Raw genomic sequence first — 18,819 nt, 5'->3', positions numbered from 1 at the left:
CACGTTACACCGCTCAGGGGCCCACGCGAACGTGTAAGGACTCGGCCGCCGCGCGCCCGTCGGGCGCGGTCACCTTGATCCGCACCCACGTCCCCGGCGGCACGCCGTTCCAGTTGAACGGGAACCACGCCGTCCTGACGCGTTCCGGCAGGTCGGCCGGGAGCGCTTCGAGATCGACCCCGGTGACCTTGGTGACCTCGGGGGTCTCCTGACCGGACCAGGTGATCGTCACCGTCGAGCCGACCGGGATGTCGTAGCCGCGGATCTCGACGCCGTCCTGGATGTCACGCGGACGGTGGACGGCGTCGACCGGGATCGGCCTGCCCGCGTCCCTGGCGACCTCCTCGGACAGGGACGGCGAACCGCAGGTGAAGAAGTCGCTCCACATGTAGGAGACGATCTTCGAGACGTACCGGCCGACCTGGGTCACCGCGGTGTCGAGCCGTTTCTTGTCGGTGCGCCCCCTGGTGCCCGTCCTGGCGGCGCACGGCTCGTCCGACGACGGCTCGAACGCCTCGACGTTGGCCCAGAGCTGCACGTCGTAGCCCTGTTCGACCATCCTGGTCCTGGCCGCCGCCATCTCCCGGTAGTAGTCGCGGGTCGAGCCGTGGTAGGCGTCGCCGTTGGTCGTCTCCCCCACGACGGACCTCAGCCGCTCGTCCACCCGCTGGCCCCGCTGGTCGGGCCAGAACAGCCCCACCTTGCCCGTGCCCCGGCTGTCCTGCGGCGCGATGATGCCGACGCCGGTCCTGGCCAGCGCCTCGAAGCCCTTGGCCACCTCCTGGGGCGTCGCGCTGAACGGCAGCCGCTTGCGCGCGTCCAGGTAGGGACTGACCAGGATGGGTTTGCCCGGCATCTCCTGTTCGACGATCTGGTGCTGGGAGGCGTAGACCGCCAGCGTCGGATGCTCGGCCTTCATGTCCCGCAGTTGCAGCTCGAACGGCTGGTAGAACCCGCCGAGCGAGGTCCGGTTCGCGAAGCGGTCGCCGTAGTCCTGCAGGATGCGCCGGGTGAGAGTGGTCAGGGTGTCGGTGCCGCGCTCCGAGGCGCGGGTGCTCTGCGCCGGGTCGCGCGGGGCCAGCGGCAGCGCCGGGAAGACCTTCACCCCGAACCGGTCGCCGAGGTCGAGCAGCTCGGTGAGGCTGTCCTTCTTCGCGGCGGCCACCAGGATCAGGTGGTAGCCGCGTCCCCTGTTCCTGATGTTGTCGCAGCTGGGGTCGTCGGTGCCGTCGTCGGGCGCGAGCAACCGGTAGAAGACCGTGTCCCCGGCGACGATCCGGCGCTCGTAGGCCGGGCAGCGGAACAGCCCGTCGCCGAACGCCTCGTCGGTCCGGTAGACGAACGTCCAGCTCACCCGGTTGCCCGGGTTGGCCGCCTTGAGGTCCCGCTCGGCCGCCTCGACGCACGGCACACCGTCCTCGACGCAGGAGGCGTAGCGGGGGTCGGCCTTGTTCCCCTCCTTCTCCAGGACACGGCCGTCCTCGGAGGTCCTGCGGGCCTGCAGGCCCCAGCCGATCCGGATCACGGTGTCGCCGCCCACCTCGTGGATGGCCGTGAACTGCCTGCGCCAGGTGCAGTGGTCGGTCGTGGGGATCAGCCAGTAGCCGGTCAGCGCGTACGGCGACCGCACGGCCGTGTCGAACGTCCCGCACGGATCGGTGTACGGCGTGCCCGAGGGGGAGGCCGACGGGTCCGGCGGGCTCTGCGAAGAGGTGGACGGTGTGCTCTGGGCCGTGGAGGCGCTCTCGCCACGGGGCAGGACCATCACGACCGCCACGACGGCGGTTGCGAGGATCGCCAGGCCCAGGAAAGCGGTCAGCCAGCGCACTTTCAGGACACTACCGTTCTCACGATCAGGCGGACATAAACGGCTTCCCCGTGCCGGAGATCAGCTCTTGACCCCCGCCCACGCCTCAAGCTGGGAGACGAAACGACGTGCCGAGTTCGGCCAGTGATGGTTCGCACGGGCCGCCGCGTACCCCCGCGCGCCCTGGCCATGCCGCTCCTTGACGTCGTCCCGCAGGAAGACGACGGCCTGGGCCACGGCCTTGGGGTCCTGCCACGGCACGACGACACCGCTGTTGTAGCGTTCGACCAGCTCGACCGCCCGTGGCGAGGGAGTGGTGATCACCGGGATGCCGTGCGCCATGTACTCCACGATCTTCGTGGGCATGGAGTGCCGGTAGTTGGGCTCGTCACGCAGCAGCGAGAGCCCGGCCAGCGCGCCGTCGAGCCGCTTGAGCGCCTCGTCGTTCGGCATGAAGTCACGCCATTCGAGCAGGCCCTCGGCGACCGCCTCGTTCAGCATCGGGCGCGACTGCGGGTCGGCGTAGCCGATCAGCTCGACCGCGACCCGGTGCGGCCGCAGCAGCCTGGCCACCTCGATGGCCTCGCGCACCCCGCGCGCCTCCGACAACCAGCCGAGGTAGACGATCCGGTCGCCGCCCGGCGCCGTCACCTGGTCGGGGACCCACGTCTCGTTCGGCACCACCAGGTGCGTCCTGTGGAAGCGGCCCGCGTAGGCGCTCTCGGCCAGCAGCAGGTGCAGGTGGCGCTCGGCCGTACCCTCAAGCAGGCGGGCCAGGAAACGCACCGGCGGGCGCAGGAACGCGGGCAGCCAGGGCTTCAGCGACAGGGTCGCCGGGGTGTCCTCGTGGACGTCCCAGACCACCGGGGGCCGGTTGCGCACGCCGACGACCGCGAGCAGCAGCTCGGGGTCGTGCACGATCGCGAGATCCACCTGGCCACGCATGCGCTTGAAGACCTTGCGGGCGGCGCGCACGGCGGTGAGCCGCTTACGCTCGGCTGCCCTGGGGAGATCGACGCCGTTCACCCACGACCGGGCCATGACGCCCCGCGCGGTGTACGGCGCGGCATACGTGACCTCATGACCGGCGTCCACCAGCGCGCGGATCTGCCGGTGCAGAATCCGGGCGTCCTCGGGGTGATGCACCACCGTCATGACGAGCACGTGCACTGCGCGCAGCCCTTCGTTACTAGAGCCGCTCGACGCGTTCACCCTCGGCGAGAACGCCTCGGGTGTCGAGCACGAGCCTGCCGTGGTCCTCGACGATCGATAGGTCGAAGGCGGCGTGCTGCTGGAGCAGCAGCGTCACATCCGCCTCCGTGACGGCCTTCGCCAGGTCCTCCTCGCGGGGAACCTCGACGCCGTCGACCCGCCACTGTTTGACGTAGGGATCGGCGAAGACCAGGTCGGCGCCGAGCTCGACGAGCGCCCGCGCGACCGGGAGGGCCGGGGTCTCGCGCTCGTCGGCGATGTCGGGCTTGTAGGTGACGCCGAGCAGAAGCACCTTGGAGCCGTTGACGGCCTTCCTGTGCCGGTTGAGCAGCCGCTGGACGCGGGCGACCACGTAGGCCGGCATCCGCTCGTTGATCTCCTGGGCCAGCTCGACGAACCGGAAGGGGTATCCCAGCTTGCGCACCGTGTAGGAGAGGTAGGACGGGTCGACCGGGATGCAGTGGCCGCCGACGCCCGGTCCGGGCAGGAACTTCTGGAAGCCGAACGGCTTGGTCGAGGCGGCCTCGATGGCCTCCCACAGGTCCACGCCCAGCTCGTCGCAGAAGATCGCCATCTCGTTGACGAGGGCGATGTTGACGTGCCGGTAGGTGTTCTCCAGCAGCTTGGCCATCTCGGCCTCGCGGGTGCCGCTGACCGGCACGACCTGCTCGACGAAGCGGGAGTAGAACCCGACCGCGCGCTCCCGGCAGGCGAGCGTGTAACCGCCGACCACCTTGGGGGTGTTGCGCATGCCGTACTTGGCGTTGCCCGGGTCGATGCGCTCGGGCGAGAAGGCGAGGTGGAAGTCGGTGCCCGCGGCGAGGCCGGAGGCCTCAAGGATGGGGCGGGCGACCTCGTCGGTGGTGCCGGGCCAGGTGGTCGACTCAAGGACGACCAGGGTGCCCCTGGAGAGGTTACGGGCGACGGTCGCGGTCGCGCCCTCGACGGCCGACAGGTCGGGGCGGTGGTCCTCGTCGAGCGGGGTCGGCACGCAGATGACCACGGTCGCGCTCTCGGCCAGGACCGACTCGTCCAGGGTGGCGGTGAAACCACCGGCCAGCATGTGCTCCAGGTCGGCGTCCGTCAGGTCGTCGATGTAGGAGCGGCCCGCGTTGAGGGCCTCCACCTTCAGGGGGTCGACCTCGAAGCCGACGACGCGCAGTCCGGCCCCCGCGGCCTCCTTCGCCAGGGGCATGCCGACATATCCGAGACCGATGACGGCCAGGTCGTAGGTGCTCACTCGGCCTCCTTCGCCGGCCCCGCCCACGGGGGCGCCAGTGTCGCCGGCGGGCTCGTTGCGCTCGCTCACCGGGTGACCTTGGGATGCCGGAAACAACACTTCATGGTCGCAAAGGCTATCTCAAGTCCGAACGAGCCACGTCTAATGCCATTGAACGCATCACAAACCGGTTGTTTTCTGGGCCTCTTCCGAAGGTCATCAAGCGGTAAGTGATCGGTAAAGGTCACGGTACGTCTCCGCGACGCGGCTCCACGTGCGCTTGGCGGCCACCTCGGCCCGTCCCGCCTGCCCCATCTCGGCCCGCCGTTCGGGGTCGTCGCGCAGCGCGGCGAGCGCGTCGGCGAGGGCCTCGGGGTCGCCCGGGGCGACGAGAAGCCCGGCGCCGTCGGAGCCGACGAGCTCCGAGAGGGCGGGGAGATCGCTCAGCACGACCGGCTTGCCGAGCGCCATCGCCTCGACAGGTTTCAATGGTGTAACAAGTCGGCAGACCCGCAGGTCCTCGCGGGGGCAGACGAAGATGTCGATGGCCGCCTGGGCCTGCAGCGCCTCGTCGGGACCGACCCGGCCGGGCAGGATCGCCACGTCGCCGAGGCCGAGTTCCTCGACCTGTTCGAGCAGCGCGGGCCGTTCGGCGCCGTCGCCGACGAGCAGGACCTTGACGGGGGTCCCCCGGTCGCGCAGCAGCGCCGCGGCGCTCAGCATCGTCGCGAAGCCCTCGTAGGCCACGATGCTGGAGACCGAGCCCATGATGACCTCGCCGGGGGCGATGCCGTACGCGGAACGGAACGCGGCGCCGTCGTACTCGGCGGACAGCAGCGAGTCGTCGACCGCGTTCGGCGCCAGGAAGATCCTCTCCCTCGGCACGCCGCGCTCGACGATCTCGGTGGCCATGGTCTCCGCCAGCGTCACCACGGCGTCGGCCGAGCGCATGATGAACGCCTCGCGGTCGCGCTGGAGCACGTGCCGCTGGCTGCCGATCCGCTTGGGGTCGCGCGAGGCCCAGGTCTCCTCAAGGAAGCCGCGGACCTCGTAGACCATCGGCGTGCCGGTCCGCTCCCGTACGGCCAGCGCGACCGAGCCGTTGCGGTGGTCGGTCGCGGCGTGCAGGATCTGCGGCCTGAGGGTCCTGACCAGCTCGGTCACCTCACCGGCGCCCCTGATCATGCGGCCCTGGCTCTCGAAGGGCACCTCACCGCCGTCGGGGATCAGCCGGTGGTAGGGGATGCCGTCGATCTCCTCGTACGGCGTCGCGTCGGCGTGGCCCTGCATCATCGGCCAGCCCCAGCTCGTCACCACGTGCGGGTCGAGACCCGCGGCCTTCTGCGCGGTGACGATGCGGTGGGTGCGCACGGTGTAGCCGGCCTGGGTGAACGGCAGCGCGTTGGTGACGCAGTGCAGCACCCGCCCCTCGACCCGCTCCCCCACGATGACCTTGTCCTTGGGCGGGATCGGGTTGGGCTGGATGGCGCCCAGCTCACCGGCGTAGTAGGTGGCCCTGCGCTTGATGAAGGGATACCTGGTGTGCCCCTGGAGCACGGCGACGGCCTCGCTCATCCGGCCCGAGTCGAAGTGCTCCTTGGCCTCGGCCCACGGCCCCTTGACCATGCGCATGCCGAGCTTGCGGACGACCAGCCTGGCCTGTCGCGCCGCCGGCCACGCGAAGCGGCCCACGACGGGGCGCAGGCTCGGCGGGAGCGTCTCGGCGGCGGCCTGGGCCACACGCACCGGATCGGACTTGACCTTGGCCGCCACGACCCGGGAGACGATCACGGGGTGCTTGGCGAATCCCTTCAACAGGCCGCTCAGCCCGGCACGGGCCGACTTCGCGGAAACCTTTGAGGAGTCTGGCGTGCTGGCATCGGATACCACGCCGTGACCGTACCATAGGCATCGTTTGCCCCACTCCCGCATGAAAGGCGAGGTCAATGAGGGACTACGCCCCCACGGGGACGACCCCGGACCCCGACAATCCCCTCGTCCTGCACGTGCTCGGCGCGCGGCCCAACTTCGTGAAGGCGGCCCCGGTGGTGCGCGGGCTCGCGGAGCTGGGGGTGCGGCAGGGCATCATCCACACCGGTCAGCACTACGACGCGCTGATGTCGGACGTGTTCTTCGCCGACCTGGGTCTGCCCGAGCCGATCGCCAACCTCGGGGTGGGCTCCGGCTCCCACGCGCGGCAGACCGCGGCCCTGCTGACCGGCCTTGAGGACGTCGTGCTTGAGCACCGTCCCACGCTGGTCGTCGTCTACGGCGACGTGAACTCCACGCTCGCGGCGATCCTCGTGTGCTCCAAGCTGCACGTGCCGACCGCGCACGTCGAGGCGGGCCTGCGCTCCTTCGACCGGGAGATGCCCGAGGAGGTCAACCGGGTCGTCACCGACGCGCTGTCCGACATCCTGTTCGCCACCTCGCCGGACGCGCTGTCCCACCTGTCCAACGAGGGCGTCGACCCGGCGCGGGTCCACCTGGTGGGCAACCCGATGATCGACAGCCTGTTCTCCGCGCTGGACCACCTCGACCCGGCCCCGATCCGCTCCCGCCTCGGCCTGACCGGCCGGTACGGCGTGGCCACCCTGCACCGGCCCGCGAACGTGGACGACCCGGCCTCGGCCAAGGAGCTCGTCGACGCCGTCCTTGAGGTGAGCGCGCGCCTGCCGATCGTGGTGCCGATCCACCCCAGGGGCAGGCAGCGGCTGGCCGACGCGGGGCTGGTGACCGGCGGGAACCTGCTCATCGTCGATCCGCTCGGCTACGTCGACTTCCTGTCGCTGGTCCGCGGCGCCTCGCTGGTCGTCACCGACTCGGGCGGGGTGCAGGAGGAGACGACCATGCTGGGCGTGCCGTGCCTGACGGTCCGGCCGAACACCGAGCGGCCGATCACCATCACCCACGGCACGAACCGCCTGGTCACCCCGGCGCAGCTGGCCGTCGCCGCGGACCGCGCACTGGCCGAGGGCGCCACGACGCCGTCCGGGGACCTTCCCCCGCTCTGGGACGGCAAGGCCGGTCCGAGGATCGCCCGGGTGATCGCCGCCTGGCTCAAGGGGGGCAACCTCTCCCCCGCAGGCCAGGTCATACCGCCCAATTCCCTGTAAACCGCCCTTTCGGTACGGCGCACGCCGTACGCTGGCACGACCTCGGTGTAAAGGCGATTCCCATGAGTTCCCCTGAGCAGTCTGAGCAGACCCCCGAAGAGCCGAAGTTCCAGCGTCTTGGGCCGATCAACTGGCTTCCCGAGGAGCGCAAGGTCGTCGAGCGCTTCGAGGAGCGCGTCCGCGACCTGGAACGGCGGCTGGCCATCGCCGAGGCGCGCGCCGACTACGCCCAGTGGAAGCTGGAGTCCACGAAGGTGCAGCGGCCGTACCGGGTGGCCGAGGCGCTGACCGGGGCCAAGGGGTCGGGGGTCGTCCGGCTGCCCGGCAAGCTGAAGGCGGCCATGTCCACCCGCAAGGGCCCCAAGGCGCCCAGGCCCGTGTCCGAGGTGGTCGAGGAGCTCGACCAGCAGGGGCCCGTGGTGAACGTGCCCCAGGTGAAGTGGCCCGCCGGGCCGATCAACCGGCCCGACATGAAGGTCGCGGTGATCCTGGACGACTTCTCCAGGATGGCCTTCAAGTACGAGTGGGACCAGATCGAGTTCGGGCTGCGCGACTGGCCGGAGATCTTCGCCGAGCGCAGGCCGGAGATCCTGTTCGCCGAGTCGGCCTGGCACGGCAACCAGGGCCGCTGGCGCTACCAGATGACCGGTTCCAACGCGCCCAAACCCGAGTTGCGCGCCCTGATCGACTGGTGCAAGGCGGAGGGCATCCCCACGGTCTTCTGGAACAAGGAGGACCCGCCGAACTTCGAGTTCTTCATCGACACGGCCAAGCTGTTCGACTACGTCTTCACCTGTGACGGGGACATGGTGCCCCGCTACCGGGAGGTCCTCGGGCACGACCGGGTGGACGTGCTGCAGTTCGCCGCCCAGCCCCGGGTGCACAACCCCATCCAGGAGCGCCAGAGCAGGCTGCACGACGTGGTGTTCGCCGGGATGTACTTCCGCGACAAGCACCCCGAGCGGCGTGAGCAGATGGAGACCGTGCTCGCCCCCGTCCGCGAACTGGGTCTGCACATCTTCGCCCGCAACGGCACCGTGGACGAGAAGTACGCCTGGCCCGCCGAGTACGTCCCGCACATCGTGGGCGAACTGCCCTACGACCAGATGCTGGCCGCGTACAAGATGTACAAGGTCTTCCTCAACGTCAACTCGGTGCTCGACTCGCCGACCATGTGCGCCCGCCGTGTCTTCGAGCTGTCGGCCTGCGCGACCTCCGTCGTCTCCGGGTGGTCGCGGGCCATCGAGGAGACCTTCGGGTCGCTGATCCCGATCGCGCGTGAGCCCGTCGAGTCCTACAACCAGGTGCTCCACCTGATCAACAGCCCCGAGCTGCGGGCCAGGCAGGGCCACATGGCGATGCGGGAGGTCTTCGACAAGCACCTGTTCACCCACCGGGTCGACCAGATCCTGCGGGTGCTCGGCAAGCCCGTCGAGACGCGGTCGCGGTCGGTCTCGGTCGTGCTGCCGACCAACAGGGCCGCGCAGATCGAACACGCCATCTCCTCGGTCGCCAAGCAGATCCACCGGCCCGTCCAGCTCGTCATGGTGCTGCACGGCCTCGACATCGACCCCGTCGTGGTGGCCGACAAGGCGCGGGTCGCCGGGATCTCCGACGTGGTCGTGCTGCCCGCCGACCCGTCGCTCTCCCTCGGCGCCTGCATGAACCTGGGCATCTCCGCCGCGGAGGGCTCGCTCATCGCCAAGATGGACGACGACAACCTGTACGGCGAGCACTACTTGTCGGACCTCGTGCGGGCCTTCGACTACTCCGACGCCGAACTCGTCGGCAAGGGCGCGCACTACGCCTACTTCGAGGGCAGCAACACCACGATGCTGCGGCTGCCGGGGCTCGAACACCGCTACAGCTGGCTGGTGCAGGGCGGCACCTTCCTCGGCAAGGCCGAGATGTTCAAGCACTACGGGTTCGAGGACGTGACCCGGGGCGAGGACACCCGGCTGGTGCGGCGGCTCAAGGAGGACCGCGTCAAGATCTACTCGGCCGACCGGTTCAACTTCGTGTACTGGCGCAGCGGCGACGCGGCCATGCACACCTGGCAGGCCGACGACATCAAACTGACCCGTAACGCCCAGTTCTCCTTCGTCGGCCACCCCGAGGCCCACGTGATGATCTGAACCGGCCCGGGTTCAGGGTTGGGAGGCCGGACGCCACTCCTCCCTGAACCCGGGGCGCAGGTAGTAGCCGGCCGCGAGATACGACAGGACCTCGGACAGGGTCTCGTCCCTGATCGTGGCGCGGGTGAGCGCCAGCGTGTCCTCGGTGCTCAGGGACTCACCCGAGGCGGCCCGCCGCCGGAAGGCGACGACGACCTCACGGGTCGCCCGGTAGCGCTGGATGATGTTGAGCTTCACCTGGGAGCTGCCGGAGATGTGGTCGATGAACTTCTCCCCGCCCCCGGGGCCGAGGGTCTTCTCCCCGAGGGTCCTGAGCAGGTCACCGTCCGCCGCGAGAACCTGGGCGCCGTTCATCTCACTCTCGATGGTGGGATACAGCCAGTCGGCGATGTCGTCGGCGATGTCGGTCACACGTCCTCCTCGACTCGGCTTCCCCGATTCAGGACGGAAGGGAAGCCCCCGGATCAACCGTCCCATGATCACCTCTTCCCTCAGCCGTGTCGACCGCCATGCGCTCCCCCAAGAACTCCGGCCCGTCTGGCGTGGTGCCTTCCCCCGGGGACGAAGATCGACATAATGATGAACAGCCTGGTCAGAGCGGTCTTCCCCGCTGCTCTCCGGGTGGCTCCCGGTCGTCCGTACGGCACCCGCCGAGGCGTGTTGACGTTGACGTAACGTCAACGTTTCTAATGAGGGCATGCGGATCGGTGAACTCGCCGCGCTGGCCGGGGTCTCGACCCGGACCGTGCGCCACTACCACCACCTCGGCCTCCTGCCCGAGCCGGTACGGCTGGCCAACGGCTACCGGGAGTACGGCCTGCGCGACGCGGTCGTCCTGGCCCGGGTGCGGCGGCTGACGGAGCTCGGGCTCTCGCTCGACGAGATCCGTGACGTGCTCGGCCCCGGCGACCGGGGCGGGGACCTGCGTGAGGCGCTCATGGAGCTGGACGCCGACCTCGCCAGGCAGCAGGAGGCGATCGGCGCCAGACGTGAACGGCTGGCCGCGCTGCTCGCCGAGGAGGACCTGGGGCCGGACTCCACGGTCTCCCCCGGCCTGGCGGCGGTGCTGCGCGAGCTTCCCGCCGAGGGGTCGCGCATCGCCGAACTCGACCGGGAGCTGCTGACCCTGCTCGACGGCGTCACCGATCCCGAGGCCAGGGACAGGATGCTCGGCGTGATCCGGCCGTTGACCGAGCCGGAGGCGCTGGCCCGGGGGCGGCTTCTCTACCGGCGGCTGGACGAGCTGGCCGACGCCGACCCCGGCGACCCCCGGGTGGCCGTGCTCGCCGCCGACCTGGCCGCGCACCTGCCCGGGGAGCTGGCGGGGGCCTTCGCCGGGCCGTACGCGGTCGAGGAGATGGCCGGGGCGCTGGACACGGAGATGTCGCCCGCGCAGATCGAGGTGTTCCGGCTGGTGCTGACCACGCTGAGAGGTGAGAGATGACGTTCGGATGCGCCCGTGTCATGGTGCGGGGTGAGGGCTGATGTTCAGGGTCGCGCGGGCCGCGCTGCTTGCCGTACTTCCCGCCGAGTTGCTGCTCGTGGTTCTGACCGCGGCTGGAGTGCGGCCACCGGGGCCGGTGCTCGTGGTCGTCGAGGTGGCCGTCGTGGCGGTGCTGCTGCTGGAGGCGGTGACCCTGCTGCGGCTGTTCCGCGCGGCGCGCCGGGGCGGGGCCGGTCGGCGCGCGGCGCTGGGTACGGCCGTGCGGGAGCTGGTGCCGGTCCCGGTGCTCAGGCTCATCGGGTTCGAGGCGCGCAACGTGGCCGCTCTCCTGCTGTGGGTGACGCGCCGCCGTCACGGGGTGCCACCGGGGGCGACCGCGGTGCCGTACGTCCGGGAGCAGTCCTCGATGTTGCTGGTGCTGCTGTTCGCGGCGGTCGTCGAGACGGTGGCGGTCGAGTTGCTGCTGGGGGCGCTCGGCGTGCCGTCCGGGGTGCGGACGGTGGTGCTGGTGCTCGACGCGTACGCGGTCGTGCTGGTGCTGGCGCTGTGGGCCGCCTGCGCGACCCGGCCGCACGTGGTGACCGAGGGGGAGCTGCGGGTGCGCTACGGCGTCCACTTCGACCTGCGCGTCCCCCGCGAGCTGATCTCCTCGGTACGGCTGGCGCGCGCCTACGACGAGCGGGGCACCGTCACCGTGACCGACGGACGGCTGGGGGTCGCGGTCTCCTCCCAGACGAACGTGGTCGTCGAACTGTCCGAACCGGTCACCGTGGTCCGGCCTCTCGGCCGCAGGGAGCGGGCCAGGGTGATCCGGCTGTTCGCCGACTCCCCCGCCCTCGTCCTCGACGCCCTGCGAACCCCGGTGCCCTGAGAGGCCTGGTGCCCGGTGCCTGAGAGGCCGGGGGCCTTGGGGGCCTTGGGGGCCTGGGGACCGCCCGCGTGCCGTACGGCTTGGCGGGCGGCCCCTCCGAGGGCGCGGGTCAGGAGGTGGGCTCGACGGCCTTGCCGTTGGCCTCGGGGATGGGGACGGGAGCGGCAGCGGGGGCGCTGTTCATGTTGAGGAGGGAGCGGGCCAGGCCGAGGCCGGTCCCACCGAGGGTGAGGGCCTTGGCGAGCATCTCCTCGATGCCCTGGGCGCCGTTCAGCACGACCATGTGGTCCACGTTGCCGAAGGCCTTCGCGCCCGCCTCGACGATCTGCGGCCAGTTCTCGGCGAGCTGCTGGGCGATGACCGCCTCCTGGTTCTCGGCGAGCGCCTGGGAGCGGGCACGGATGGCCTCGGCCTCGGCCAGACCCTTGGCCTTGGCGGCTTCGGCCTCGGCGAGGCCCTTGGCCTTCGCGGCGTCGGCGGAGGCCAGGCCGGTCGCCTTGGTCGCCTCGGCGGAGGCCAGACCGCGCAGCCGTACGGACTCGGCCTCGGCGGCGGCGGCCTGCTTGACCTGGGAGGCCTGCGCGGCGGCGCGCAGCTCGGTCTCGCGGGCCTCGGCCTCGGCGCGGGCGATGCGGGCGTCCCTCTCGGCCTGGGAGAGCGTGACGGTCTCGTACGCCTTGGCGTCGGCGGGCTTGCGAACCTGGGACTGCAGACGCTGCTCGGAGAGCTGCGCCTCAAGCTCGGCGGCGCGGGTCTCCTGGACCACGACCTCCTGGCGGGCGGAGGCCTCCGACAGCGGGCCCGCCTGGCGGGACTTGGCCTGGGCCTCGTCGATCTCGGCCTGGTAGGCGGCCTGCTTGATCTGGGCGTCGCGCCAGGCGGCGGCCTTGTTCGCGGCGGCGATCTGCTCGGCCTCGGTGGCCTCCTGGTCGCGCTGGGCCTCGGCGATACGGGCGGTGGCGGCGATCTTGGCGGCGTGCGGCTTGCCGAGGTTGGTGATGTAACCGGTCTCGTCGTCGATCTCCTGGATCTGCAGGGAGTCGACGATCAGACCGAGCTTGATCATCTCATCGGCGGCGGAGGCGCGTGTCTCGCCGGTCAGCCGCTCACGGTTGAGGATGAGGTCCTCGACGGTCAGGTTGCCGATGATCGAGCGCAGGTGACCGGTGAACAGCTCGTGGATGGCCCCGTTCATCGAGTCCTGCTGGTCGAGGAAGCGGCGCGCGGCGTTGGCGATGGAGTGCAGGTCGTCGCCGACCTTGTAGATCACCACGCCCTTGACGACCACCGGGATGCCCTGCAGCGTGACGCAGGAGACCTGGAGGTTGGCCGCGCGGCTGTCGAGGCGCAGGCGGCGCGCGGTCTGGAAGCCGGGGAGCACGGCGGTGCCCTTACCGGTGACGATCTTGAAGCCGAGGCTGTCGCCCTCGTTCTTTCCCCGGGCGCCGAGGCCGGAGATGATCAGTGCTTCGTTGGGCTCGGCCACCCGCCAGACGGCCTTGAACAGCAGGATGATGACAAAGAGGGCGACAAGGACGCCGCCACCGATGATGAGGGACTCGGTTGGCAATGTGGCCTCCACGAGGGGGGAGAGAGCAAAAGAAAAGGGAGAGAGGTCAGACGAGCGCGCGAGCGACATAGACCGTGCGAGGCGGGTAGTACTCCACGACGACGACGATCGATCCGGGAGAGATCTCCTCGTCGGGGACGGCGGGATGGGCGTAGAAGGCCTCGACGCCGCCGCGGACGGCGATCAGCACCTCGCCGACCAGACCGGGACCGATCTTGCCGGTCACCCTGCCCTGCTTACCGACCACGCGCGGCTCCCCGTCCCGTCGCGGAGCAGATCCGTCATCCACCGAGCGAATCCGCGTCTGCGGACGCTACTCCGACATGTCCTGTTTCACCACCCTTCGTAGCACGCCCGGCGCCCCGCGGGGTCGATGACCGCTCCGCAGCCCGTCTCCCCCTCCAACGACCGGCGCCTCGAAAACGTTCACCATCGGTTGCGACAAGCCCAAACAATCTCGACGCATCCCCATATATACGACTGAGCAGGGCGTACCTCGTTTGGCAGAAGTCCGGTCCATAACACCGCGACATGGAAAAGCATTGGCTACTCGCCCCACACAATCCGGTGTCACGTTGAGTTGCGTTTCGAGTTGAGCCTGGCCGGCCCGGCTCCTGGTCCCCCTCCCCAGGGACGTCTTGAGGAGTCACACGCAGTGAAACCGAACGGCAGAACACGCGTCGCGGCGTTGCTCGCGGCGACACTGGGCGCGAGCGCGTTGTACGGCGCCGCGCCCGCGACCGCCTCGCCTTCCCCCACCCCTCCCGTCAGCCCCTCCGGCCCCCAGGCCACCGGAGCCCAGGGCTCCGCCTACGCTCCCCCGGACGCCCGCGCCCGCTCCCGCGCCCTCGGCACCGCGGACAGGGCCCTCACCGCGCGCTCCCGCGAGCTGCGCGCCGGTGACGGCGACACCTTCGGGAGCCCGACGGTCGTCTTCGGCTCACGCGGCCTGCAGTACCTGACCTATCCGCGCCTGCACCGGGGCCTGCCCGTCTACGGCGGTGACGTGATCGTCGCGACCGACCGCGAGGGTGGCAGGGTCACCTCGGTCACCACCGGCCAGCGGGCCAAGCTCGACGACGTCGCGACCAAGCCCGTCGTCACCGCCGAGCGGGCCCGCGCCATCGCACGGGACCTGCTCGGCACCGTGACCAAGCAGAGCGACCCGCGCCTCGTGGTGCACGCCGCGGGCACCAAGCCCCGGCTGACCTGGGAGAGCGTCGTCACCGGGAGCTCGAAGGACGGCCCCTCCGTCCTGCACGTCTACGTCGACGCCGCCGACGGCTCGATCGCCGACCGCTGGGACGACGTACGGCGCGGCGTCGGCCACCCGTTCCACAACGGCGACCCCGTCTACATCGACACCTCGGGCTCGGCCGGCTCCTACAGCATGACCGACCCCACCCGGGCCAACCTGAGCTGCGCGTCCACCAACGGCACCGTCTACACCGGCGCCGACGACGAGTGGGGCGACGGCTCGGCCTCCGGCCTGGAGACCACCTGCGTCGACGGCATGTTCGCCGCGCAGCGCACCTGGGACATGGTGCGGGACTGGCTCGGCCGGGACGGCATCACCGGCACCGGCCGGACGTTCCCGATCAGGGTCGGCTTCAACTTCCCCAACGCCGTCTGGGCCGGTGACGGCGTGTGGCTCGGCCACAACGAGAGCGGCAGCAAGCAGATGTCCTCCATGGACGTGGTCGGCCACGAGTACGGCCACGCCATCTTCGAGAACACCAGCGGCGGCAACGGCAGCGGCAGCGAGACCAACGCCCTCAACGAGTCGACCGGCGACATCATCGGCACCCTCACCGAGCACTACGCCAACCAGCCGCCGGGGGTGGACGCGCCCGACTACCTGATCGGGGAGAAGGTGGACTTCAGCGGCCCCGGCCCGCTGCGCAACATGTACGACCCGGCCGTCTTCGGCGACCCCGGCTGTTACTCCGAGGACGTGCTCACCCAGGAGCCGCACAAGGTGGCCGGTATCCAGAACCACTGGTTCTACCTGCTGGCCGAGGGCGACCGCGTCCAGGGCAGGCCGGAGCAGAGCCCGGTCTGCGCGGGCGACGGCGTGACCGGGATCGGCCTGCGCGACGCGGGTGAGATCTACATGGGCGCGCTGAACCTCAAGACCGTGCCCTGGACCCACGCCAAGGTCCGCGCGGCGACCGTGCAGTCGGCGCTGGCCCTGTTCGGCTGCCTCCACCTCCAGCGGGTCAAGGACGCCTGGGACGCGGTCGGGGTCGCGGCCTCCCCCGACGAGCCCGGCTGCCCGGCCGATTCGCGGACCTTCACGGTGCGGACCGGCGAGCCCGACGGCGTGATCGACCAGGGCACCTCGACGACCGTCGCGGTGCGGACCAGGAAGCTGAGCGGCCCGAGCCAGGACCTCGACCTGACCGCCGAGGGCGTCCCCGCCGGCACGGACGTCACCTTCACCACCCCCCGCATGCCGAGCGGCGCCTCGACCTTGATGAGGGTGACCACCTCGGCGTCGACCCCGGTCGGCACGCACACCATCGTCGTCCGCGCCACCTCGGCGGCCACCCCCACGCTCTCCGAGACGACGTCCTACCGGCTGACCGTCTCCCCGGCCTCCCCGGCGAACGACTTCTCCGTCTCGCTCGACCGCCACACGGTCACCGTCAAACCGGGCCAGACGGCCACGCTGACGCTCGGCACCACGACCACGGCCGGTGACCCGCAGCAGGTCGCGCTCACCGCCTTCGGCCTGCCCGACTCCTTCTCCTTCACCTTCAACCCGTCCACGATCACCACCGGGCAGACCGCCCGGGTGACCGTCCATCCGTCCGAGGCGACGCCGCCCGGCGTCTACTTCGCCACCGTCCGGGCCACGGGGGCCTCCCGCCGTACGACCACGCTGCGGCTGGAGGTGAGCGGCGGTGACTTCGACGTGCGTCTCACCCCGGCCGCGGCGACCGTCGAACCCGGGCAGACGATCTCCTCCACGCTGGAGACCACGCCCGTCTGGCTGGCCCCACAGGTGCTGCAGATCTCCGCCAGCGGCATCCCGGCGGGGGTGACCTTCTCGGCGAACCCGTCCGCCGTCGAGCTCGGCAGCCCGAGCACGATCACGTTCGCCACCTCGGCGACGACCGTGCCGGGGACCTATCCGATCACGGTCAGCGCGACCGGCGTGGAGACGCGTTCGACGACCTTCACCCTGACCGTCACGCCGCCCCCGCTGCCCGCGTGGAAGCCGTACACCCAGTACAAGGCCGGTGACCGCGTCACCCACAACGGGGTCGTCTACCGGTGCGTGCTCGGGCACGTCTCCCTGCCCGGTTGGCAGCCGCCCAGGACTCCCGCCCTGTGGGCACGGGTCAAAAGCACGAAATAAATGACATTTCCGGCGGGTGGGTCGTAGAGCCCGCCCGCCGGAAACCACGAAAAGCCTTTCAACACCCCGGGTAAAAAGTCCTCGTCGCCGCCCTTGGACGACCAATTCGGGCGGCCCGATTCATGATGATCCCTCCATGACGGATCCCGGGGAGATCACTCCGCACAGGGCCGGGGAACTGGGGATGAACCGCCCCATTTCCCGCCGCGACTTCTTCGACGGCGTCGCGACGGCCGCCGGGGTCGCGGCGCTGGAGACCTTCACCGGCCGGCCGGCGTCGGCCGAGCCGATGGGGGCGGCACCGCGGGGAGGCCACCCGGCCGCTCTGACGGGGCTGCGGGGCGACACCCCGGAGGACGTCGGGGTACCGCACGCCCTGCGCGACGGCCGGTTCTGGGCCCACGCGGGCCCCGCCGAACCGACCGGCGAACGCTACGACCTGGTGGTGGTCGGCGCCGGGATCAGCGGGATCAGCGCGGCCCACCGCTGGCTCGAACACGACCCGGACGCGCGGATCCTGATCCTGGACAACCACGACGACGTCGGCGGGCACGCCCGCCGCAACGAGTTCCACCCCACGGGCCGCCGGGGGCCGCTGGTCGGCTACGGCGGCTCCCAGGCGATCGAGGCGCCCTCCGCCTGGACCCCCGAGGGCAGACTGCTGCTCGACCGGCTCGGGGTACGGCCCGCACGGCTCGCCGCCGCGCCGTACCCGGGCCTCGGGACGCGGGAGGGGGTCTTCTGCGACCGGGAGTCCTTCGGCGTCGACCGGCTCGTGCCGACCGGCACGGACACCCGCCGGTGGATCGCCGAGCTGCCCCTCGCCGAGCGGGCCAGAAGGGACCTGCTCACGCTCCACCTGGACCCGCCCGACTGGCTGCCCGGCCTGACGGAGCGGGCCAAGCACCGGTTCCTGGCGGGCCTGACCTACTCCGGCTTCCTCGGGGAGGTCTGCGGGGTCCACCCGGACGTGCTGCGTTTCGTGCGGACGATGCCGAGCGACGAGTGGGGGTACGGCTCCGACGCCTTCGGCGCCGTCGACGCCTGGGGGTGCGGTTACCCCGGCTTCCAGGGGCTCGGGCTCGACCGGTCGAAGCCCTCGGTCTACAACTCGCCGAGCGTGATCAGGCAGTGGGAGGCGCCCAGGGAGGTGCTGCTCTTCCCCGAGGGCAACCAGGCCCTGGTCAGGATGATGGTCGGCAGGATGGTCCCCGGGTTCGCCACCTCCGTCGACCCCGAGGACGTCACGACCGCGCGGTTCGACTACGACCGGCTCGACCGGCCGGGCAACCGGGTCCGGGTCCGCCTGTCCAGCCCGGTGGTCTCGGTGGCCAACGACGGCGACCCGGAGACCGCGGCCACGGCGACGGTCGGCTACTTCGACGGCGACCGGGTCAGGACCGTACGGGCCGCCGGAGTGATCATGGCCTGCTGGAACATGATGATCCCCCACCTCGTCACCGGGCTGCCTCCCGAGCAGGAACGGGCGCTGCGTTCGGCCGTCAAGGTGCCGATGCTCTACGCCACGGTCCAGCTGCGCGACTGGCGGGCCTGGCGGGCGATCGGCGTCGGCCGGGTCCGTTTCACCGGGGCCTACTGGTCCGTCGCGGAGCTGGCCCCCCGGGTCGCCGTCGGCGGCTACCGGCCTCCCGAGGACCCCGGAGAGCCGGTCCTGGCCCACCTGGTACGGGCTCCCGCGGTGCCTGGCATGTCACCGGCGGACGGCTCGGCCGCGGGGCGGCGCGAACTGCTCGGCACGCCGTACTCCTATCTGGAGTTCAGCATCCGTGAGCAGCTGGTCAGGCTGCTCGGGCCCGGCGGGTTCGACCCGGTCCGCGACATCCAGGCGATCACCGTCAACCGGTGGGGGCACGGCTACGCGCCGGAGTACGCGACCCCGTGGAACCTGGACTTCTACCCCGACGGGCCCTTCCCCGCCGAGACCGCCCGCCGCAGGTGGGGCCGGATCGCGATCGCCAACTCCGACTCGGTGCCCGCCGCCTACGCCGACGCGGCGATCACCGCCGCCTACCGGGCCGTCCTCGACCTGCGGACCTGAAGACTCGCGGGGCTGGGTGTTC

13 protein-coding genes are annotated in these 18,819 nt (G+C 70.8%); 6 read left to right on the top strand and 7 right to left on the bottom strand.

Going from position 1 to position 18,819, the window contains the following annotated elements; genetic code table 11:
• Positions 1-13 precede the first annotated feature (13 nt).
• From ABZ470_RS17875 to ABZ470_RS17860, 4 genes are all read right to left on the bottom strand, one after another.
• Positions 14-1,828 carry a DUF4434 domain-containing protein gene (locus ABZ470_RS17875; RefSeq protein ID WP_362912270.1) on the bottom strand — a complete coding sequence of 605 codons (1,815 nt, stop codon included), beginning with the start codon at positions 1,826-1,828 and terminating at the stop codon, positions 14-16.
• 60 nt (positions 1,829-1,888) lie between these two features.
• Positions 1,889-2,977: a glycosyltransferase gene (locus ABZ470_RS17870; protein ID WP_352011150.1), complete on the bottom strand. Its 1,089-nt coding sequence runs from the start codon at positions 2,975-2,977 to the stop codon at positions 1,889-1,891.
• 19 nt (positions 2,978-2,996) lie between these two features.
• Positions 2,997-4,259: a nucleotide sugar dehydrogenase gene (locus tag ABZ470_RS17865; RefSeq protein ID WP_362912268.1), complete on the bottom strand. Its 1,263-nt coding sequence runs from the start codon at positions 4,257-4,259 to the stop codon at positions 2,997-2,999.
• A 198-nt stretch (positions 4,260-4,457) separates the two neighbouring features.
• Entirely contained in the window at positions 4,458-6,128 is a 1,671-nt protein-coding gene (locus tag ABZ470_RS17860) for a glycosyltransferase family 4 protein (RefSeq protein ID WP_362912266.1), read from the bottom strand.
• Between the two features lie 56 nt (positions 6,129-6,184).
• Here ABZ470_RS17860 and wecB point away from each other — a divergent pair, with 56 nt between their 5' ends.
• Together wecB and ABZ470_RS17850 are read left to right on the top strand one after the other, a co-directional pair.
• Positions 6,185-7,354: a UDP-N-acetylglucosamine 2-epimerase (non-hydrolyzing) gene (gene wecB / locus ABZ470_RS17855; protein ID WP_362912264.1), complete on the top strand. Its 1,170-nt coding sequence runs from the start codon at positions 6,185-6,187 to the stop codon at positions 7,352-7,354.
• A 62-nt stretch (positions 7,355-7,416) separates the two neighbouring features.
• Entirely contained in the window at positions 7,417-9,489 is a 2,073-nt protein-coding gene (locus ABZ470_RS17850; RefSeq protein ID WP_362912262.1) for a glycosyltransferase, read from the top strand.
• A gap of 12 nt (positions 9,490-9,501) precedes the next feature.
• On the opposite strand, the gene ABZ470_RS17845 is transcribed toward ABZ470_RS17850, so the two are convergent.
• On the bottom strand, positions 9,502-9,900 hold the full coding sequence (locus tag ABZ470_RS17845; protein WP_362912260.1) for a hypothetical protein: 399 nt from the start codon (positions 9,898-9,900) through the stop codon (positions 9,502-9,504).
• A gap of 286 nt (positions 9,901-10,186) precedes the next feature.
• On the opposite strand from ABZ470_RS17845, the gene ABZ470_RS17840 reads away from it, so the two are divergent.
• Positions 10,187-10,933 carry a MerR family transcriptional regulator gene (locus ABZ470_RS17840; protein WP_362912258.1) on the top strand — a complete coding sequence of 249 codons (747 nt, stop codon included), beginning with the start codon at positions 10,187-10,189 and terminating at the stop codon, positions 10,931-10,933.
• A gap of 40 nt (positions 10,934-10,973) precedes the next feature.
• Positions 10,974-11,804: a hypothetical protein gene (locus ABZ470_RS17835; RefSeq protein WP_362912256.1), complete on the top strand. Its 831-nt coding sequence runs from the start codon at positions 10,974-10,976 to the stop codon at positions 11,802-11,804.
• A 109-nt stretch (positions 11,805-11,913) separates the two neighbouring features.
• On the opposite strand, the gene ABZ470_RS17830 is transcribed toward ABZ470_RS17835, so the two are convergent.
• Both ABZ470_RS17830 and ABZ470_RS17825 read right to left on the bottom strand, forming a co-directional pair.
• Entirely contained in the window at positions 11,914-13,374 is a 1,461-nt protein-coding gene (locus ABZ470_RS17830; RefSeq protein ID WP_362912254.1) for an SPFH domain-containing protein, read from the bottom strand.
• 46 nt (positions 13,375-13,420) lie between these two features.
• Positions 13,421-13,621 (bottom strand): hypothetical protein, encoded by a 201-nt coding sequence (locus tag ABZ470_RS17825; RefSeq protein ID WP_352011159.1) that lies wholly within the window; start codon positions 13,619-13,621, stop codon positions 13,421-13,423.
• A 408-nt stretch (positions 13,622-14,029) separates the two neighbouring features.
• Here ABZ470_RS17825 and ABZ470_RS17820 point away from each other — a divergent pair, with 408 nt between their 5' ends.
• Together ABZ470_RS17820 and ABZ470_RS17815 are read left to right on the top strand one after the other, a co-directional pair.
• Positions 14,030-16,738, top strand: coding sequence for a M4 family metallopeptidase (locus ABZ470_RS17820; protein ID WP_362912252.1), 2,709 nt, complete (start codon positions 14,030-14,032; stop codon positions 16,736-16,738).
• Positions 16,739-16,874: 136 nt separating this feature from the next.
• The gene (locus ABZ470_RS17815) at positions 16,875-18,797 is read left to right on the top strand and encodes an NAD(P)-binding protein (RefSeq protein ID WP_362912250.1); all 1,923 of its coding nucleotides are present in this window, start codon (positions 16,875-16,877) and stop codon (positions 18,795-18,797) included.
• The last annotated feature ends 22 nt before the right edge of the window (positions 18,798-18,819 follow it).

The organism is Streptosporangium sp. NPDC020072, assembly GCF_040631445.1.
In the GTDB taxonomy this organism is placed as follows: domain Bacteria; phylum Actinomycetota; class Actinomycetes; order Streptosporangiales; family Streptosporangiaceae; genus Streptosporangium.
The sequence above is the reverse complement of the archived record's forward strand: the minus strand, read 5'-3'. Positions and strand labels throughout refer to the sequence as shown.

Bases quoted from the DNA above. Each gene is read 5' to 3' on its own strand.
- wecB (WP_362912264.1), top strand. From the start codon at position 6,185: ATGAGGGACTACGCCCCCACGGGGACGACCCCGGACCCCGACAATCCC.
- ABZ470_RS17850 (WP_362912262.1), top strand. From the start codon at position 7,417: ATGAGTTCCCCTGAGCAGTCTGAGCAGACCCCCGAAGAGCCGAAGTTC.
- ABZ470_RS17840 (WP_362912258.1), top strand. From the start codon at position 10,187: ATGCGGATCGGTGAACTCGCCGCGCTGGCCGGGGTCTCGACCCGGACC.
- ABZ470_RS17835 (WP_362912256.1), top strand. From the start codon at position 10,974: ATGTTCAGGGTCGCGCGGGCCGCGCTGCTTGCCGTACTTCCCGCCGAG.
- ABZ470_RS17815 (WP_362912250.1), top strand. From the start codon at position 16,875: ATGACGGATCCCGGGGAGATCACTCCGCACAGGGCCGGGGAACTGGGG.